Annotated in this window: 13 protein-coding genes; 6 read left to right on the plus strand and 7 right to left on the minus strand. The window is 45.5% G+C overall.

What is annotated here, in order from left to right:
* Positions 1 to 66: 66 nt before the first annotated feature.
* A complete protein-coding gene (locus SPIGRAPES_RS11140) occupies positions 67 to 1,542 on the plus strand; it encodes an EAL domain-containing protein (protein ID WP_014270853.1) in 1,476 nt (491 codons plus the stop codon).
* Here SPIGRAPES_RS11140 and SPIGRAPES_RS11145 read toward each other — a convergent pair.
* The 6 genes from SPIGRAPES_RS11145 to SPIGRAPES_RS11170 all read right to left on the minus strand — a co-directional run bounded on the left by SPIGRAPES_RS11145 (position 1,539) and on the right by SPIGRAPES_RS11170 (position 9,189).
* Entirely contained in the window at positions 1,539 to 2,477 is a 939-nt protein-coding gene (locus tag SPIGRAPES_RS11145) for a response regulator transcription factor (protein ID WP_041384629.1), read from the minus strand. The genes SPIGRAPES_RS11140 and SPIGRAPES_RS11145 overlap by 4 nt on opposite strands.
* 41 nt (positions 2,478 to 2,518) lie before the next feature.
* Positions 2,519 to 3,838: a hypothetical protein gene (locus SPIGRAPES_RS11150; RefSeq protein WP_014270855.1), complete on the minus strand. Its 1,320-nt coding sequence runs from the start codon at positions 3,836 to 3,838 to the stop codon at positions 2,519 to 2,521.
* On the minus strand, positions 3,835 to 4,629 hold the full coding sequence (locus tag SPIGRAPES_RS11155; protein ID WP_014270856.1) for an outer membrane lipoprotein-sorting protein: 795 nt from the start codon (positions 4,627 to 4,629) through the stop codon (positions 3,835 to 3,837). Before SPIGRAPES_RS11155 ends, SPIGRAPES_RS11150 begins: the two co-directional genes overlap by 4 nt.
* Positions 4,626 to 7,097, minus strand: a complete 2,472-nt coding sequence (locus tag SPIGRAPES_RS11160) for an efflux RND transporter permease subunit (protein WP_014270857.1) — start codon at positions 7,095 to 7,097, stop codon at positions 4,626 to 4,628. Before SPIGRAPES_RS11160 ends, SPIGRAPES_RS11155 begins: the two co-directional genes overlap by 4 nt.
* Positions 7,098 to 7,215: 118 nt before the next feature.
* Entirely contained in the window at positions 7,216 to 8,535 is a 1,320-nt protein-coding gene (locus tag SPIGRAPES_RS11165) for an alpha-amylase family glycosyl hydrolase (protein ID WP_014270858.1), read from the minus strand.
* Between the two features lie 84 nt (positions 8,536 to 8,619).
* Positions 8,620 to 9,189 carry a TetR/AcrR family transcriptional regulator gene (locus tag SPIGRAPES_RS11170; RefSeq protein ID WP_014270859.1) on the minus strand — a complete coding sequence of 190 codons (570 nt, stop codon included), beginning with the start codon at positions 9,187 to 9,189 and terminating at the stop codon, positions 8,620 to 8,622.
* 116 nt (positions 9,190 to 9,305) lie between these two features.
* Between SPIGRAPES_RS11170 and pyk the strand changes: the two genes are divergently transcribed.
* The gene (gene pyk, locus SPIGRAPES_RS11175) at positions 9,306 to 10,760 is read left to right on the plus strand and encodes a pyruvate kinase (RefSeq protein WP_014270860.1); all 1,455 of its coding nucleotides are present in this window, start codon (positions 9,306 to 9,308) and stop codon (positions 10,758 to 10,760) included.
* 15 nt (positions 10,761 to 10,775) lie between these two features.
* Here pyk and SPIGRAPES_RS11180 read toward each other — a convergent pair whose 3' ends face one another.
* Positions 10,776 to 12,071: a sugar phosphate nucleotidyltransferase gene (locus SPIGRAPES_RS11180; RefSeq protein WP_014270861.1), complete on the minus strand. Its 1,296-nt coding sequence runs from the start codon at positions 12,069 to 12,071 to the stop codon at positions 10,776 to 10,778.
* A 127-nt stretch (positions 12,072 to 12,198) separates the two neighbouring features.
* Here SPIGRAPES_RS11180 and SPIGRAPES_RS11185 point away from each other — a divergent pair, with 127 nt between their 5' ends.
* From SPIGRAPES_RS11185 to SPIGRAPES_RS11200, 4 genes are read left to right on the plus strand one after another with little or no spacing between them, the layout of a single operon-like run.
* The gene (locus SPIGRAPES_RS11185; RefSeq protein WP_172635093.1) at positions 12,199 to 13,563 is read left to right on the plus strand and encodes an O-antigen ligase family protein; all 1,365 of its coding nucleotides are present in this window, start codon (positions 12,199 to 12,201) and stop codon (positions 13,561 to 13,563) included.
* A complete protein-coding gene (locus SPIGRAPES_RS11190; RefSeq protein ID WP_014270863.1) occupies positions 13,563 to 15,098 on the plus strand; it encodes a flippase in 1,536 nt (511 codons plus the stop codon). Before SPIGRAPES_RS11185 ends, SPIGRAPES_RS11190 begins: the two co-directional genes overlap by 1 nt.
* A gap of 3 nt (positions 15,099 to 15,101) precedes the next feature.
* Positions 15,102 to 17,360, plus strand: coding sequence for an exopolysaccharide transport family protein (locus SPIGRAPES_RS11195; protein ID WP_014270864.1), 2,259 nt, complete (start codon positions 15,102 to 15,104; stop codon positions 17,358 to 17,360).
* A gap of 18 nt (positions 17,361 to 17,378) precedes the next feature.
* Positions 17,379 to 19,937, plus strand: a complete 2,559-nt coding sequence (locus SPIGRAPES_RS11200) for an ATP-binding SpoIIE family protein phosphatase (protein WP_014270865.1) — start codon at positions 17,379 to 17,381, stop codon at positions 19,935 to 19,937.
* The last annotated feature ends 10 nt before the right edge of the window (positions 19,938 to 19,947 follow it).

Genomic DNA, 19,947 nt, shown 5'->3' on the forward strand with positions numbered 1-19,947 from the left:
GAGCCGTTGTTTGCTTCTTTTGCAACCCAAGTAGCGGTAATCAAATTCTCGGTGGGGAATGGTTTTATGAATGAAAAGAAGCGTATATTTTTTGGGGGCACGGGTTTTTTTTCCTTTGGGCTCATACTGGGCGGATACTTGTTGGAAATTCCCCTGATTGCCATCGGCAGTTTGTTTCTTGCCGTAAGCCTTATAGGCCTTGTTGCTTGCCGGAAGACCAGAAAGCAATTCTTCCAAAACAATTCTTTTTCCAATCTATCGAAGCTTTGTGAAGAGCAGGTCAGTGGAATGTACTGTCTTTTCATTGAGACAATGCCCCTGCACTATTACCAGGAAGTTCTGCAATGCTCTGTCATGGAAAAATACCTGCATGCTGCCCATAAGAAATTATGTTCCTATTTTGGAGAAGAGAACGTCAGAAGATTGTCAGTGAACCAGTTCGTGGTCCTGAAGGACTTCAACTTTGATAAAATTACGGACTATGCATACCGAGACCGGTTTTTGGAAAAGATTACCAATTCCATATCATTGGAACTTTCCGTTCTCATCCCAAGCTCTGAAAGGGAACGAATGATGGTAAACAACCTGGTTGTCGGTGCTGCTGCCTCCGGCCTGCGATATCAGGTACGCAATGCCGATGAGTTGATAGAACTCGCATTCTTTACCATGAAATGCGCCCAGAAACAAAACAGGCGCTATCTCGTCTCGGACGAGAAAATCAGGGCAACCAAGTTGAACAATGACGAATGCAGGGAAGGTTTCCTCCAAAAAGACTGGATCCAGGAATTCAATCCCTTTTTCCAGCCGATTATCGACAGCGAGACTTTTCGGGTTGTGGGTTTTGAGAGCATGGCCCGCTGGCAATTAGGGGGGATGAGAATCCTCGAGGCAAAGGTCTTCAAAGATTTGGCGGAGGATATGGATTATATGCATATCATCGACCTAGCCATTATCAAAAAGAGTTTTCAGATGGCAGAAAAGCTCCATCTGGAGAATGTTGTTCCCCAGCGATTCCTTATTGTCATAAATATAAGTGAATCCTCTATACATACCCTTCCGGCCTCACAGTTGAAGTCGCTTGCAAAGGAATATGGCTTGGATCCCTCGGATATCGAGCTCGATATCAAGGACAGTGCCCTGTCCAACCCGATGCTTGCCATCAATATCCAGGAATTCCGCAAGCAGGGATTCCGCATAGCCTTGGATGTCTTCGACAAAGAAGCCTTTGATTTGAATGCCATGTTCCTCAACCATTTTGATACGATGAAACTGAATTATTCGCTCTATTCAGATACGTATACCGAACAGGGCTTTTTTGGGAGCAAGATATATTCTGCGCTTGTGGCCCTATCCTCATCACTTTCCATTAAGCCCCTTGCGAAGGGAATCGAGAATAAGGTTCAGATGCATGCGGCCAAGAACCATGGGGTCAGCTACCTGCAGGGGAATTATTTTTCCTCTCCTGTTTCACAATATTACTTTGAAATATTCGTTAAGAAATATCAGGATGGCCTGTTTTTGGAAGCATATTCCCTGGCCTAAGGGGTAGGATTTTCTTTTAGCAGGGAAAAAAGCTGGACCCTGTTTGATACGTTCAGTTTCCCATAGATATTCTTTACATGAGTCTTGACCGTGTTAGTGGAAATAAACAGCTTCTCGGCAATTTCCCTGTTTGTCTTTCCCTGGACCAAGAGTCTGATAATCTCTTCTTCCCTGATGGAAATCCCATGTGCTCTGAGGATATCTGCCTGGACAGTGAGTTGCTGGTAGGATACCTCATATTTCTGGAAGTATCTTCGACTGATAAAAAAATACAGATAGACCACGAAAATGGAAAAACTCAGGTAAGCCAGTTTAAATGCATGGTGTCTGAAAAAGATCAGATCAAGGGGAAAGGTAATCACCAAAGGCAGGAACGTAATGCTTATTCCCCGTAACAACTGCTCTTCTTCCCAGAGGGTGGCTTTTTTGCGGTAGATGAGAGAGGTGATGCCGAGGACTACCATGAGCATACTTCCGCTGAAGAAATGGTAGCGGAAAGTATAATCCATTGCGCTAGTCCAGTTTCCTTCACTCCGCAAAATGATAAAATAGAGGCTCAGCACCAGGTATAGCGTGATGATTGCAAGGACAAGACGATTTCCCAGATGCTTTTGCTTCTCTGTGGCTGGCAATAAATCGATAAGGTACCTGCTCATTACCAATAAAAGCGTAGTAGTCAGAAATATAGAGACTACAGTTAAGACAAGGCAGAAAGCCTCATAGGTTTCTCCGCTCAACTGGCTTGGGTCATAGACCCTGGGAATGTAGGTCATCAGTAACGTCAGGTTCATCTGTAGGCAGAGTGGAATCAAAACGGTCAGAAAACCTTTGGTATATGCATCCCGTGCCCGAACATGTAGCAGAATGCACAGGCATGTGATGGACAGAACCAAAGCGGTGGTAATGAATAACAGGATGTCCCCGATAATGAACACAGTGTGGCCCCTTTTTCTAGATTCTACCACACGCATTGAAGCTAGAACAGAAAGGAAATGCCTATACTCACCGAATCATTTTCATCCCAGGTTTTAAATATGTTTCCCTCATCCCCTGAAACATTGCCGAACAATCTTCCTTTTGCTGTGAAAACCAGACTGTCACTTATTTCCCATTGCAATGAAGGGAGGAAGGCATAACCTTTGGTTTCTATTTGGTATGTCCCTGCGAGTCTCAAGGATAGAGTGTCCCTGGCAAAAGGTATTTCAAGTGCTGCAGTGAGGGTATTCCCATATGCTTTCCCCCCATAGGCCTGATAGGCATCTACATCTCCCGCAAGCACATCGACCTGGTCAAAATGGTCGGTTCTGTGCCCGTTGTACATAAGCGAGCCATAGGTAGACGTCCCAAAGAGGAACATGCCTATTCCGGCTTCGTATACCCATTTGCTATTGTAAAGGGTGGGGTCTGTTCCTTCCTTGTCTTCACTTAGGTAGTAGCCCCCTTCGAACATAAGGGTATAGGGTCCAGCTACCACTGTCAGGGCAGTACCGAAAAGTTGGGCCTTGGTGTACTGTACCTCGACACTGGTTACATAGGGATGCAGGGGATCCGAAAAGTCAAAAACAAGATTCTTGTATCCAGGCTGGCTGTAATAACCGTTGAAATATATGAAAGAGATATCACTGGGGCCCCATACCGTAGAAAGTCTGGATCCGAATTGGGAGTAGGAAAGTTTTGAAGTCTGGCTGTCGGTTATGGTGGCCTTCGTCCCGTCCGGAGCGAAAAAGGTTGCAGGCAAAAGGGACCAGCGCCCTTCCATCGAGGTTTTCATCGGGGTGAAAATCGGTTTGTACAGTAGCTCCAAGGCAGTGTTTCCCCAGGAAGATGAAACGATGACCATTGGTTCCGGGACCTTCATGGCAAGTAAATCATCAGTTATACCATTGGTATAATCCAGTGCGTTGGGAACGTCGACCACATGGACCCCATCGCCCGATCCCCATTCCTTAGTCAAGAACCCAGCTTCGATGCGAACATTCTTTACAAAGGTGGTGAGAGAAAGGTCGGTAAGCAATTCATCCCATTGCAACGTATTTGAGAAAGAGAGCGATGCCGAGGTCTGTACCCTGCTGGTATTCCACTCCAGATCGAAGGAAATTGATTCTGCCGGGTCAAGCATTCCCCCCTTTGGAAACCCTTCCAAGGAGACTTCTGCTTTTCCTTTCCAGGAAAAATCTTTTGCACTGCTGTCTGTTTCCTCTGTTGCATCAGAGAAAATTGCATCAAAACCCGAAAAAGCTGCTGCCGAAGCAAGCGAATAGAATAACAAAAGACAAACTACAATGATTTTTTTCATAACAACCTCCCCGTTTCCATAAAGGGAATTGTAAAGAATCGGCTATCGATGGGAATATCGAATTTTGCCTGGAGAATCTCGATGCGGGTACTATGGTTTGTTGCCGCTGTGGTCATAGTCAGGGTTTTTGTAACCCACTTGGTTCCAATTTTTGTACTATCCTCACCGATGAGTGTTTTCACTACCGAAACGGAATCTTTTTCGTAGAACACTACTTTCAGTGGCAAATAGGTGACTTTGTCGACCCAGGTAACGGTTTTTCCATATTCTGAGGAAACCGTTGGTTTTGATTCCACGATAAAACAATTATTTCCATCAAGCATTTCCTCTCCGATAAGGATGTGTTCTGCCTGGTCATCGTCATACGTGGTGGAACCCATATCGGCATAGGTAAAGTCACTTCCCATGAAGGAGCCGCCTTCTTCCTGTGCTGCAATGCGCTTGACCCTGCCAAGGGAAGGCAGATATATCCATTGGTCGTTGCTCCCCTCTTGTTTTTCAATGGTAAGGAACCTCGTGTTTTTTACGCTGGATGGCGAGAGAAAAACCGTGAGGGTTTTTGTCAGACCGTTTTCCGTTAGGGTCAGGGTCTGTAACCGGCGTTCCCTCTCTGATCCGTTTGGGTCGATCAAGGTGAGTTTGATGTCTAGCGCAGAACTATCGGAAACCTGGACCTCCATCACCTCATGCATGATTGAGGCCCCTGTCTGCTGGGAAAAAGCGAAAGTCAGGGCCAGGCAGGAAAGTGCAAAGACCAAGGTAAATGACCTGACAACAGATATTTTTCTCATAATAGACTCCTTTTTTTGGGATTTGGCTCTCTGTTGGGGGTAGAGAGAAACTTTGGTTTCCATCGGTTGAGGATAGCGGGCAGCACTGTCAGGCTTGCAAGACTGGCAAATACCATGGAAATGCAGAACAGGATACCCATCTGTCTGATAGGGACAAAACGGCTGAACAGCAAACCGCAGAAGCCCAAGGTAACGGATGCCGCATTGATGAGGATGGCTCTGCCTGTAGTTCCCAGAACCAGCTGCAAGGTTTGCCCAGAGTCGTACGATCCGTTGAGCCGTTTGTAGGCGGATAGGAAATGGATTGCATAGTCCACCCCGATTCCGATGGCCAAGGCTGCCAGCAGGCTGGTTACAATATCCAGGTGTATGGAAAGAAGTGCCATGGATGCAAAGATTCCCATGAGGGCATAGGCTACAGGGATAAGGCCAAGTAATCCTGCAAGAGGGGACCTGAACATAAGGCTAACCAGTAAATAGACGATGATTATAGCACCCAGCAGAGAATATATCTGCGATCGGGTAACCAGTTCGGTCAAGGCAAGGCTCACGGCTTCCCCTCCCCCGGTTTCTACTTTCCAGCCATCTTTGAGGCGTCCTTCCCAGAAGGTCTGTATCTCTGAGAAAATATCTTTCAAAGTCTGTGTTTCACTCGGGTGGAGTTGGATTATGACCAAGGTGGCATCGGGTTCCAATGCATCATTGATGAACATTGAAAGATTTCCCGAATACAGCATCAGATACTGGGAGAGCAACGCCTTTAAGTCAGCATCGGTCTGGAGCCCATATTTCTCTGGGTCGACCGGAATTTCGTAGAAGGTGCCCTGAGTAGCTATCTGTTCGCTTTCCTTGGTTAGGGAAGGCAAGGGAGGGCCTTGGTTTTCCATCTCTCCAAAGAAATCAAAGGTCCCTTGGTCCAAGATTTCCCTTTGATACGGTACTGTATCTTGGTTCAAAAGTGCATTGATTCGTTTGAGGTAGGGGAGAATGGTCTGTACGTTCCCTACTTCAGGGTGTCTCTCAAGGGTGTTCTTGAATTCTTCCAGGGAGGTTAGAAACTGGGGGTCAAGGACTGAGGAAGGTGCATCGCCACTGATCATGACTGTAAGCACACCGCTACCGTTCATCTTTTCGTTGAAGAGTCTTGTATCCCGGACCAGTTTGCTATTGGGTTTGAAAAACCCGAGCATATCGGTACCTGTCTTGATGCGGGGGATAAGGAGTATGGTTGCGAACAGAAGAACGAAAAATCCAAAAAAGAGCAACTTCGTACCCTTGAAGGCTATTGTTTTGAAAAACCTGAAAAAGGAGAGGGAAGCCCTGGGATATCGTACTTTTCCGACACGTATGCCCCTATGGTAGGAGAGTCTCAATAGAGATGGGAGCAGATAGAGGGTAGACAGTTGTGATAGCAAGACACCGATAGCGCTCAGCAGCCCGAAGGTCCTGAAAGGAGCAAGGGGGCTTGTGAATTGTGCAATGAATCCTGCTGCAGTGGTTGCCCCGGCCATAATGATCGGGAGGCGGTTTCTCTGCAGTACTTCCTTGACAACCCCATTGGTTTCACTTGGCGTGAGTGTGTCGGAAAAGAGGGATACCTCTTCATAGAAATGGCTCATTACATGAATGGTGTAGGCAGACCCGACGATAAGCAACAGAACCGGAACAAGCATGGTCGCCATCGTGAAGGTTATCTGCAGCAGGGCCATAATCCCTATCACCAGACAAGCAGAGAGGAAAAGGCTCAAGAGGGGAAGGACGATTCCGACAATCCTGCGGAAAGACACAAATAAGACTATTATGATCAGAAGTCCCACAACTGGGGCAAGGATTGCCAGATCGCTTACCAGGCTCTTGTTGATCTGATTCTTGACCACGGGAAGGCCTACCGTAGAAAAGGTAAGTCCTGTAAAGGAACCGGAGGCGAGGGTTTCTCCAATTTCCTGCAACATTGTATCTTCAACAGATTCTGGTAGTCCCACCTTTGGCTGAATGATGATGGCTGCCAGGGTTTTGTCCTTGGATAGCAGATTTCCCTCGTACACTTCTTTCCATTCATCTAAGCGCAAGGCCAATTCTTTCAAACCTTCGGGTGATGTTCCCTGGAGCAAAGGAACTACTTCCAGTCCGTCACTTCCTGCTGTCAAATGTTCTGTATTGGTAAGCGATGTGACAGAATCGACACCATCCAAGGAAGAGAAAGCGAGCGTAAGGTCTTTTACTACCTGTAAGGAGTCAGGATTGAGAATCGATTTCCCGTCAGCCTGGGAGACACCGACTACTATTGCATCCATGGAAGAAAAAGTACCCTCAATCCTTTGGTTGATAGCGATAACCTCTGACTTTTGCGGAAGAAATACATCAGTAGAACTATCAATATGAAGATTCCTCGCTAAAAAAAGTGAGGCTACGGCTAAAAGGACTGCCCCGAGGGTTATTGCAATATCCAATTGAAAGCGTCGGTTCATAATCTTTCCCCTGTGCTTTCATCATAGGGGCATTTTTTCTGGTTCTCTATCGCTACAAGGGGCTATTTCTCTACCCAAAATGGAGTATTTTCTTTGTCACCTTAGTGGGTGAGCGCGGTCAGCAGGCCAGTATGAGCGTCTGGAAGGGTCCAAGCGTAATTTCAAGAAGCTGTCCTTTTTTCTGGAAGGAACAATCGAGGCCATAGAGATACCGATAGTCCTTCTCCGCCGAAAGAGTAAAGACCGACTGCTTATTCTCGGCATTGGTACATACAAGGATGCTTTCCTTCTCTGTTTCCCGCTTGAAAGCAAACTGATTGCTTGTAAGATATAGCTGTTCGTACTTGCCAAAGACCAGTGCTGCATGGGTCTTTCTTAGGGTAATCAAACCATGGATATGGCTCAACAGGTCCTGGTTTCCTTTTGCAATATCTTCGATCTGGACAGCAGGCCTTAGTTTGCTGTCATCAGGGCCTTCCTTTTTTCCCTCGATTCCCCACTCCGAGCCGTAATACACGCTGGGTATACCCCTGAGTGTAAAGAGCAAGGTGTATATATTGAACAGATGCCGTTTGTCCTCGAGTTTGCTTGCAAGCCGATCGACATCATGGTTATCCACGAAAGTATAGAGCGACAAGTCTCTGTAAAGCCCCTCAGGTCCGAATTCGCGGTTTGCACAGAATGCTAGCTCAAACAGGTTATGGTCGTTGTGGGAGGAGTAAAGCGCTTTGTGCAACTCGTAATTGGTAACGCTGTCGAGCATGGTTTTGTTATTTTGCCTGCGGTAATCTCCGTGGATCACTTCCCCGAGCAGAAAGAAATCGTTGTCCAGGGTTTTCATCCTTGTATGCAGTTCTTTTAGGAAACCCAAATCAAGGCTGTCGGCACAATCGAGCCGAATACCGTCAATATGGAAGGTTTCTTTCCAGAACTGGGCTACATCCAGCAAATAATCCCTGACTTCCTGTTTTGTCAGGTCAAGGACTGCCAGTTCCTCGCATCCCCTCCAGTTTTCGTAGGTAAATCCATTGCCGTTGACCTTGACGTTTCGGTACCAATGAAGGTAGGCAGATGCTTCCCCTTGTTTCTGGATGTCCTTAAACGCGAAGAACTCTCGTCCTGTATGGTTGAAGACCCCGTCCAAAATAACCTTGATGTCTTTTTGATGGCAGGCATGGACTAGGTTGACAAGTGATTGGTTGTCTCCAAGCCTTGAATCGACCCTATAGTAGTCTGAGGTGTCGTACCCATGGCTGAGACTGTCAAAGACCGGTCCAAGGTAGAGGGCTGTAAAGCCCATACCCTTGAGATGGTCCAGCCACAATTCAATATTCTGCAAACGGTAGGCCTGAAAATTGTCCTGCCGAAGCGGGGCGTTGCAGAAGGTGAGGGGGTTTATGTGATAGAAGCAGGCGTTTTCGTACCAAGTGGGTTTCATGTTTGACTTCCTTATACCAACCGGTCGGTATATAACCGGGGCGTTTATTGTTTTTTTTATTGCTATATCATTATTGGTTGATGTTTATGAATAGATACCGTGCATGAACTGATGAACTAGAAGGTTGCTATCCTTTTGCTCAAGGGTTTTTCCTTCCTGGAGGTTCGAAAAAACAAACTCAAATAGCATTCCAAGGTAGCTGCGAGCAAATTGTCGTTGCCTTCCGTGCATATTTCCCAGTTGCCATGCAGCAGATTCGAAAATACCGAAAATCAGGGCCTCCAGTCTGTCGAGGTAGGGTTTTGCTACCAGGTAGGCTTCGTCGCCTCTTCCGGAATAGAAGAGATGTATCATCAGACAATAGAACTTCGGGTTCTTCATGGCTAACTCGCAGAAAGAAATAGCCATGGTATTGAGCGTGAGGGGAATATCATCCTTTCTTTCGGTGGCTCTTACAAGCTGGGGAAGATCTGCGATCAGGTAGGTGTCGAACAACGCACTGAGTAAGCCGGCCTTGTTCTTGAAATAGTGGTAGAGAGTGGGTTTCCCTACCCCTACCTGGTCGGCGATTTGCTGGACTCCGACGGCATTGTAGCCTTTTTGGGAAAAACTGCTTAAAGCTGCTTCAAGCAGCGCGGTACGATTGGTTTCCATGGCTCGATACTATACCGAACGGTATAGTATGTCAAGGCTTTCCTTCCATTCCTTTGCAAGTGAACTTTACAACCCCTAGGTAAAGGTGGATGATAAAGGAAGTAAGGAGAAAACCTATGAGTGAACAAGGAACCTATACTAAGATCGTTGCAACTGTTGGTCCCGCCTCCAATACCTTCGAAATTATCAAAGCCATTATTGAGGAGGGTGCACGGGTAATCAGGTTGAATTTCAGCCATGGGTCGGCAGAAGAACAACAACTTCGTTATGATCTGGCTCGAAAAGCATCTGTTGAACTGGGCATTCCCATCGCCATCGTCCAGGATCTGCAGGGACCGAAAATTCGTGTCGGCACCTTGGAGGAACCTTCCTTTGAAATCAAGAAAGGGGAGAAACTCACCATCACTACAGACCAGTGTTCGGGAACCAAGGATAGGATTTCCATCGATTATCCCTATCTTCATGAGGAAGTACACAAGGGTTCCCAGATTCTTATCAATGATGGCCTTATTTCGCTTGTTGTTGAAAAAGTTGAAGGCAGGGACATACTCTGCACCATTGCGGAGGACGGTACCCTATTCCCAAGGAAAGGAGTAAACCTGCCTGGGATTCCGTTGCATCATCTCAGTTCCTTTACGGAGAAAGACGAGAAAGACCTCGCTTTTGCCTTTGCAAACAACATCGACTATGTCGCCTTGTCATTTGTACGAACAGGCGAGGATGTAGCCTCCTTGAGGGCATATATGCTCAAGACGTTTGGAAGGGAAATCCCTATAATTTCCAAAATTGAAAAACCCGAGGCTGTCTCTGATATCGATCGTATCATCAAGCAATCGAGCGCAATAATGATTGCCCGGGGTGATTTGGGTGTTGAGGTATTACCGGAAGAAGTCCCCCTGATCCAAAAATCGATAATTCGGAAATGCCTTTCAGCCGGAGTGCCTGTCATTACCGCTACCCAGATGCTGGAATCGATGATGCATAATCCCAGGCCTACCAGGGCAGAGACCAATGATGTGGCAAATGCAGTGCTCGACGGGACGAGCGCCGTGATGCTTTCAGGCGAGACTGCCGCAGGGGAATATCCTTTGCAGGCAGTGCGGACCATGAAGCGGATAGCCTCTTTGAGTGAGAGGAGTGTCGAGTTCAAACGATTGGTCTTGAACCAGATACATGCTCTGGAACAGGGGACACAACGCAAGAAACAGACGAAGACCGAAGCAGTGGGGCTTGCGACGAGAGAACTGGCATTGTCAATCCATGCCTCCTACATTGCATGCTTTACGCATTCTGGCAGCACTGCCCGCCTCATTGCAAAATTCCGCCCCAGTGTTCCGATTATTGCTTTTTCGCCAAAATTGGAGACCGTGCAACGATTGGCTCTTTCCTGGGGGGTGAACCCAATCCTGATTCAAGACTTGAATTCCGTAGATGAACTACTTGATTACGCTCCCCATTATTTGCAGGAAAAAGGTTTCGTGCAACCTGGGGATACCGTGGTGGTAACTGCCGGGGTCCCTGTGGGGAGTTCCGGACAAACCAACATGATCAAGGTCGTGGAAATAGAATAGGGACTGCAAGGTTTCTTATGCTTCCCTATGGATTTCCATGAAAATGCTATCCTTTGTTGAACGGATGGCGAAATCATGGTTTTCGCCGATTTTCAGGGTATCCAAGGGAAGCATCTGTTTCAATTGGCCTGCATAGCTTTGGACCTCGATCTCTCCTTGGATGACTACCAGCACAGTTTCGGAACCCTCATGGGAGGAAAATTCCCTGAAACTGTTCGCTGTCATTGCTACCCTTTTTGTACAGGTTTTAGGGCCATCGGCAACTTCTGTTGCATCGATTACTGTATATTCACCCCATAGTAGTTCTTCATGGCGAATTCGTAATTTCATAGGGTCGACATATTTCTTGAGTACCGGGCTTTTTGAGGGGGAGGAAACCAAGATGCCGTCAGGGCTTGCTGCAATGACAAGATTTCCTGTTCCCAGCGCTACGATTGGGATATCCAGTTCATTGATGATGAAGGTGTCACCTGAGGGTTCTGCTATCAGGCATTTTCCGATACAACCGGGGCCCAATTCCTTTGCCAGAATATCCCAAGTGCCTAAATCCTTCCATTTTCCTTTATAGGGTACCATGCTGATGGATGTGGCGTTTTCTACCACTTCATAGTCAAAACTGATTTTTTTTAAGGTTGTATAGGTTTCGTACAGCTGTTGGTACGTCGACACATCGGTATGTTTCTTGAGAATCTGCATCAGGTACCCAAGGCGAAAAGCAAATACACCACCATTCCAGCAGGCACCTTCTGCAATCAGGGTTTCAGCCTTTTCTTTTTCGGGTTTTTCAACAAAGCTCTTTACAATCTGGTTCCCCTCTATCTCTTCTCCCCTGATAATGTATCCATATTTTTCAGACGGATGGTCCGGAGTGATTCCCATCAGCACAAGGTCGGAAACATTTTTTTTGACAAGTTCTTCCATTTTCCCAAGGGTTTTGAAATATCCCAGATCTGCATATACATCGACAGGAAGTACTACCACTACCTCATCAGAGGGAACGTGCTTTTCCCAGGATAGGTAAGCCGAGGATAGGGCGATTGCCGGAAAGGTATCCCTTCGTTCTGGTTCCAAAACTATGGTAACGGCATCTCCGAGTTGACTTTTAAGGGCATCATGTTGGGCTTTTCCTGCTGCTATTGTGACATTGGACCCTAATCCGGCTTCTTGTATCTGCCGATAAACACGCTGCACCATCGATTCCTGTCTTCCCTCTTTCCCTTGCAGGATGGGGAGGAACTGTTTGGAGCGAACTTCATTGGATAGTGGCCATAATCGTTTTCCTGATCCGCCTGATAATAAAATGATATGCATGTTCTAGGCTACCTCTTTCTGTAAATTGAGACCTACACAGTATCATATGGAACGGGAATTATCACAACAAGAAAGGAAATACAATGTCCCTGCAAAAGGTTCTACCGTCTGGCAAGTATTGTGTGTTATGATTCGCAATGATATGAAATATGTGATTTTCACCCTGGCCCTTGTGCTTGGGGTTCCCGTAATTGCAGGGGCAACAGCATTTTCGAAACAACTCAAGAGACTTGCCTTCTCTGTTATGGTAGTCTCTTTTCTCTTTGGGTCTAAATTCAGTATCAATATTATGTCCATGGAGTTTTATCGAGGTCCGGTAAGGGGCTTTGAGGTGACTTTTGCTGATATCATTGCAATGGGGCTTGTTATTGGTATGTTGCTCAGGACAGGGAGCAAGATTATCTGGCACCCAAGGTTCCTCTTTCCGTTACTTGCTTTCTTTGTGTTTGCCATCATAAATGTACAGAAGTCCATGTATCAGGTTTACGGCTGGTTTGTTGTCTGGCAATTGTTCAGGATGGGGTTCATGTATTGGTGTGTACTCAATTTTTTTGCAACGGAAGACTTTGACCATGATGCAATTCTGGCTCTGATGCAGGGGTATATTGCTACAGGGTGGATTCTCGGGGCAATTTCTTTCAAACAAAAATATCTCGATGGTATATATCGGACGAATGCGTTTTTCGACCACTCCAATACCGTCCCCTCTTTTTGTCTCATCATTTTATGCGTTTTGCTCACTTGGGTTATCTTTGACAGCAATCTGTCAAAAGTTCGGTTTGTTTTGGGTTTTTTTGCATCACTGGGCCTTGTCTTTGCCATTTTCTCTACCGGTTCAAGGACAGGGATGGTTACTGCAGCAGGTTCTATGGTATGTGCAATAGTGATTGCAATCCATAAGACCCAGCGAACGGGACGCATGCGTTTTACCATTGCTTTTTTGATTGCCTGTATGGTGCTTGGTGGCCTTATGGTCATGGATACGGTCATCGACCGGTTTCTCAATGCACCTGAGTCGAGTGGGGAAGCGCGAAATGAATTTGAGATAGCTGCAATCATGATGGCCGATGACTTTGAAATCGGGGTTGGGTTGAACCAATACTCGCAAATATTGACTGACCTGAAAAAATATAGGGAACATTTCGAGGTAATGAAAAATGAAGAGGAAGGCGGGGTTGCCCACCATATCTATCTGCTAACCGCTGCGGAGATGGGCTATGGAGGTATGTACGCTTTTATTTCAATTGTTGTACTATTCGGCTTATCAATGGTAATCTATGGAATCTCATGGAAAAGCCTGGAGCAACGGTTGCTATTGGCTTTGGCCGTTGGTTTCTTTGTGTTGTTTCTGATAGGTTTCTATGAGTGGGTAATTCGGCAATCTACAGTTCTCTACCAGCTGGTTGTTGCGGTGGGTTTTGGACAGGCGCTTATCTATAGTGTGAAGTTGCAGAAAAGGAAACAATCACGCAGCCTTGGGGGAGACCAATAATGGAGAAGATGTCCCGGACCAGACAAGTTACTATCAATGCAGCAACCAACTATATTAGGTTCTTTTTTTCTATGATTGTCTCCTTTTGGCTCATTCCTTTTATTATCAGGAGCCTGGGACAGGATATGTACGGTCTCTGGACGCTTTCCTTTTCCCTGATAGGCTTCTTTTCCCTGCTCGATTTTGGGTTTGGCCTGGGTGTCGTCAAATGGACAGGGGAATCGAGGGTTACCGGCGAATATGAATACCGCAACCATATGCTCAGTACGGTTTTCTTTGTCTATGTCCTTGTTGCCCTGGTGGGAATGGTGCTGCTCGGTGGGTTCTCGTTTTTCTATGCAAAGATATTCTCCATTCCCAAACCTTTGCAGAGTACTGCGGTGGCTGTCCTTCTGATACTAGGTTTGCGTTCCCTTCTGATTCAGATTCCTCTCAGTCTTTTTAAAGGTATTTTGTTCGGGGAACAACGGATTTACCAGATAAATATTATCCAGACCATTGGAACCTTGCTGTATGCCGGTTCTGCCTTTGTTGTTCTCAGTCAAGGCAAAGGTGTGGTCTATCTTGCAATCGTCAACTGTGTTTCCTTTCTGCTGGAAAATCTCTTATACTTTCTATTTGCCTATAAAAAAGTTGCAATGCTCTCTATTTCTCCCAGGAAAATACAGAAAAAATATTTTCGAGAGGCCGTTTCCTTCAGCTTCTATTCATTTTTGACAACCATTGCTGGCTTGGTGTTGTTCCAAACAGATGTCATTATAATCCAGATAACCTTGAACCTTTCCCTGGTTGGCCTCTATTCTGTTGCAATCAAGATTTCCGAGTATGCCTTCCTTCTGACCAAGCAGCTGGTTAATGTCCTTACCCCGCTTATTTCCGAGCTCAAGGAAAAAAAGGAATACGATTCTATCCGTTTCCTCTTGCTTGATCTTTCGAAATACATAATGGCTACCGGGGTAATCCTTACTGCGACTATCTATGTCTTTGGCAAGGACCTTCTCCTGTTCTGGGTAGGTTCAGAATTTGCAGATGCAACCATCCCCCTGTTGCTGTTGATGACCTCGTTCATGATTTCCATACCGGAACTCGTAGCCTCGAATGTATTGACAATGACCGGTAACCAAAAATTCACGGCAAAGGTTTCCATTCTTTCCATTATTGTGAACATTGGGTCAAGTCTTTTGCTGGTAAGGCCCCTTGGCCTTGTAGGCATTGCCTTGGGGACGGTTATCTCCAGTTTTGTAAACAATGTACTTTTGACTCTGTCGAGAGCTGCAAAAGAGTATGAATTTCCAGCCCATTGGTACCTTACCAAGGTATTTTTGCCTACCTGTCTCCCTGGAATCGTACTGGTAGGTATCGGATTTGCAATTACGTATTTCTATCCGGTTAATTCTGTGTGGGATTTGATAATCAAAGCTATACCTGGTGGACTTGCCTATCTTATCATCTTCTGGTTTTTCTATACTGACAAGAAAATGAAAATGACGATTATCGGAAAATTCACGCACAAGCCCCCCGTAAAGGAGATGTAGTGTATGGCAGAGGAAATGGCTTTGAAACAAGAAGAGTTCAGGTTACCGTTGGAACTTAAAACGGTACTTAAGACGCTTCGCCAGAAATGGGTATGGATTCTCATCATCTGTATTCTCGCCCTTCCTGTGGGAGCCATCTCCGCCCTGCTTTTGGGGACCCAGAAATACGAAGCTACTACCGTGTTGTTTTATCAACCTATAGAATCCTATGTACCTGATACTTTCAAGATTTACCAGAGTGTAGGCGAGGGGACTGAGCTTTCCTACGAGCAGGGGGCAGGCTTGGTCAAGCAAGATGCTTCTGATACTTCGTTGTGGAACAAAGTCAACATGGTGAAGACGCTTCCCAATCTTGAGGAGCTACGGCGTGAGCTTTCTGTAGCAAAAACCCTTGACCAGCTAGGCTCCTCGATTAGTGTCGATGTTGCACGCGATACCAACCTGATGTTTATCTCTGCAACGTCCGAGGACCCTGAGCAGGCGAAACTTCTTGCAAATACCATCCGGGATATTTTTCTTTCCAACAACAATAGTATGATCAGCAATGAAATCCAAGACCGGCTGGTGACGTTGAAAATGCAATTTGCATCTGCCACCAACGAATTGGCAACGGCAAAGTCTGAATTCAAAAAATTCATCGAATTGCATAATATCAGGGATATAGCCACGGAATCCCCCAAGTATGCTTCGGAATTGGTGGACCTTGAGCTTTCCCTGGAGAAAAACAAGCAACAGGTCGAAATCTATAGGCAAAGGGTGGAAAAAATCCAGGAAGCTATCAAGACCGCCAATATGAGTGACATTGAAGAGCAAAAACGTCAGACCGAGGCAAAGTCCGTAGGTCTTACCTCTGATGAGGCAAATAACAAAATCCAGCAGATTTCCCAGAAAATCGATGAGATTAAGGCAAATAGCACCAATCCAATCGAAGAGGAACGATTACAAACACTCTATGAGATTGCCGAGAACGATTATGTACGTGGTTTGATTACCCGCTCGGAATATGAAACAGCTAAATATAACTATGAGTCATTCATGGCAAGCCATCAGTATTCGGCAGAAATTGAAACGTTGAAAGCTGAAACCGAGAAAGTCAGGTCCATGACTATCGTAGGCGGTGGCGATAGTGTCGCCTCATCCGAATATCTAAAACTTGTGCGGGTTATGCTGCTGGATAACCAACTCGAACTTATCAAGCTGGAAATGCAATATGAGGTTGACCAGAAACGCTATGACTTCTTGAGTAAGAACTATATCAACCTTCCGGAACTCAATCAAAATTATATTGTACTTACAGGAAGGGTAGCCTCCTTGGAAGCAGAGACCCGTGGGCTGGAAAAAGTACTCACCCAGTTCAAGATTGTAGCAGAGAAAGATCACTCTGATTTCTATGTCATCTCTAATGCCGAGGTACCTTTGTTGCCTCAGGATTCCAATCGGAAACTTATTGCAGTAGTCGCCGCATTTATGGTGTTTTTAATTGGCTTTTCAGCTTTGCTCATTCTCGTAATTACCGACCAGCGAATCAAATCGGCAGGGGATGCAAAGCAAAAACTGCAAAAACCGGTTATTGCCGTCTTCCCCTTTGAAAAGCACACTGAATTGCTGCTTCCCGATAAGACCAAAGAATCTGAACACATTGAACGGTATAGGATTCTTGCCAGGCCTCTTCGCTTGAAATATCCGAAGAGTGGTGCAACGTTCCTTATTACCAGTACTGCTGACGGGGAAGGGAAGAGTACCCTTGCAATCAACCTTGCAATGGTCTTTGGCCGTCAGGATGAACATGTCCTGGTTATCGATGCCCAGATACGAAAGACCGATTATGAATCTCCCTTCAAACCCTACAACCTGAATCTTGGCTCTGATTCTGTCGAAAAAAAGGCCGGGTTGGGGGAATATCTTTCTTTCAAGGTTGCAGATAGTGCCGACCTTATAACCCAGACAAGCCTTTCCGGGGTCGATATGATTATCCGTGAAGGGGAGGCCGTAGTACCTGATCTTTTGCAATCATCAAGAATGAGGGAACTCATGGAGGAGTTGAAACAACAGTATTCAATAATCATTATTGAGGGTCCTCCTGTAGGGGATACTGTTGATTCTGAGATTCTTGCCAATTATGCAGATGCGATACTCTATGTTACTGCCTGTGATATGTTGAAACCGAATCAGATTACCCAGTCGCTTTCTCGTCTGGGATCTACCCGAATTCCCTTGGAGGGAATTGTCCTTACAAAAGTAATGCCCGTATATGTAGATTGACGTTAGGGAGATAAGTGCATGACAAGAGAGGAAATTGACGGTATCAGTTATCGTATTCTGCTTTCCATCGGGGATTCCCTGGATTTGCGGAAGATGCTTGGAAAAAGCCTTGCTACCTATATGGAGGAACTTTGCTGCACCAGGGGGGCGGTAATCCTGATCGACAAGAAAGAAAGTCCCATGTCGCCTTTGTCCATCGCTTATTCGATTCCCCGGAACATTGAAAAGAATGCCTCCTTTATGCAACTCATGCAGAATCTTTTGCATTATACCATTGCAGATGATTCGATAACCCTCTCCATTGATGGGGACACAGGAACCTACCATCTCATGAGCATCTCTAGTGTGGGTATTCTCATACTCTATACCCGTTACCTACCCTTGGACCAAAAGATCCTACAGGCCCTACGTCAGCTTAACCATAAGTTGGGAACGGCGTGTGAAGCTTGTCTGCAAAACACGAAGTTGCAAAAGAGCAGCCAACAGTTTATGGAAATGGCAAACATGCTGCCCGGTTTGATTATTGAGCTGGACCAGGATTATAAGGTAACTTTTTTTAACCAGCGAACCCAGGAGATTTTCAAACAAATTGATTCCGATGATTTCCATCCCCAGAAAATATTCGATTTTTTCCCCAAAAATGAGATTGAGCATGTACGGCAACTTCTCAAGTTTGTTGAATCCGGGGAGCCGCTGACTTCAGCTGACATCTGGATGAAGAACAGCAGGGGACAGCTCTTTATGGTCAACCTGATCATTTCAGCTATACAGTATATGGGCAAGGTCACTGGGTTTCGCGGGATTGCCGTTGATATATCCAGCAGGGTAAAACTGGAACAGGACCTTACCTTACGAGATAAATTACTCAATTCGCTTGCACTTTCAACACAGGAATTACTGAAATCAAAAGACTTTAAACAAGCGATTTACCATACCTTTGAATTGTTTGGGAATGCAACGAATGTCGATAGGATTTGTTGCTATATAAATTGTCCTGATCAAGAACATAACGTTAAACATGTCAACAGGTATTCTGGGTGGGTTTCTGACAGATATCTGGGCGAGAGCGATATCTCGGCCCCTTTTACAATTCTTGGCAGTGCTATAAGTAATTTTATGGATATTCTTGGGTCTAAAAAAGCAGTCACTGCAATCATAAGTGCCCTAAAGCCTGGAATTACCAGGACTTTGTTGGAAAAAGAACAGATAAAATCAATTTTAATGCTTCCCCTTTTTGTAAAAGATACGTTTTATGGTTTCCTTTCCATCAGTGACTGTACCAGCGAACGGGTTTGGTCGGATATAGAGAAAGACATGTATGGCCTGTTTTCCATATCCATCTCGGAGGCTTTTGAAAGACACCAGGCTGAAAATGAGCTTCAGTTACTGTATCAGGATATCATGGAGGATCTCGATACCGCACAATCAATCCAGAATTACATCCTCCCCCCGTGGTTCAGACTTCAAAAAGACCTGTTGTTTTCTTCAAATTACCAACCTTGGGCAAAAATCGGCGGAGACCTTTTCGATTGTATCCAATTACAGGAGAACCGGTATGTAATCTACATTGCCGATATCTCGGGTCATGGGGTGCAGGCAGCCTTGACAATGACTGCAGTGAAATCAATTTTCAATATGGTAATCAGAAGTGAGCAGGATTTGAATTCTCCCTCTGCCGTAGTTACCCAGTTGAATGGTATTTTGAGCAAGCGCCTTTTTAACAATAACTATATGACTATGTGTTATTGCCTTGTTGACCTCAATGCAATGACCATTACCAGCCTGAATGCCGGTCATCCTCCCCTTATGGTTCTGAACCAAAAGACTTCATCGATTACCCTTCTTGATAAAAAGGGTGATATCCCGTTGGGTTGGATTGAGGACCATGTCTACGATGAGTCTTCAGTGCAGATTCTTCCTTTCTCCTATGATGATACTGTATGCCTTATCACCGACGGGGTGTTTGAGTGTTTCAATGCGAGAAACGAACAATTGGGTCTCAGCCGGTTCAATGAAATCCTCAAAGAGGAAATCCAGGTTTCCAATTGTATAATGGTTCCCCATGATTGTTTCAGAATAATCGATGAGGAAGGGTATACGACCCGCAATGATGATTTTACCTTTGTTTCCTTTCAGGCGTTACCCCAAAAAGAAGAGCAGAAACCTTTCTATTATGAACTTGTATCAAATTTACATGCGGTTGATGAGGCTTCTGCAGCTTGCGAGACGTATGTGTTGCATTCCGGGGGGAATGAGTTGCAGGCATTCAAGGTACGCTTGATTGTGAGTGAGTTCTTGAGCAATATTGTTCAGCATGGTTTGGAGGGGAAGTCAAACGAGATTATTTGCCTTGAAATTTCCTATGGTCAGGAAATAATCATTATCTTCAGGGATAATGCCATTGAATGGCCCCTTCCCCTGCAAGAGGATTCCATGGACAGCTTCTTCGACTTGCTGAATAATGATTCCAATACACATGGCAGGGGCATGCAGATTATCCATTCCTATACCAAAGAAGCGGTTAGACGACGGGCCCATTCCATCAACGAGACAAAGTTCGTCCTGAATTATGAGTAGGGGCAATTCA

Origin of the sequence: Sphaerochaeta pleomorpha str. Grapes, from assembly GCF_000236685.1 — a bacterium.
Lineage (GTDB): Bacteria > Spirochaetota > Spirochaetia > Sphaerochaetales > Sphaerochaetaceae > Sphaerochaeta > Sphaerochaeta pleomorpha.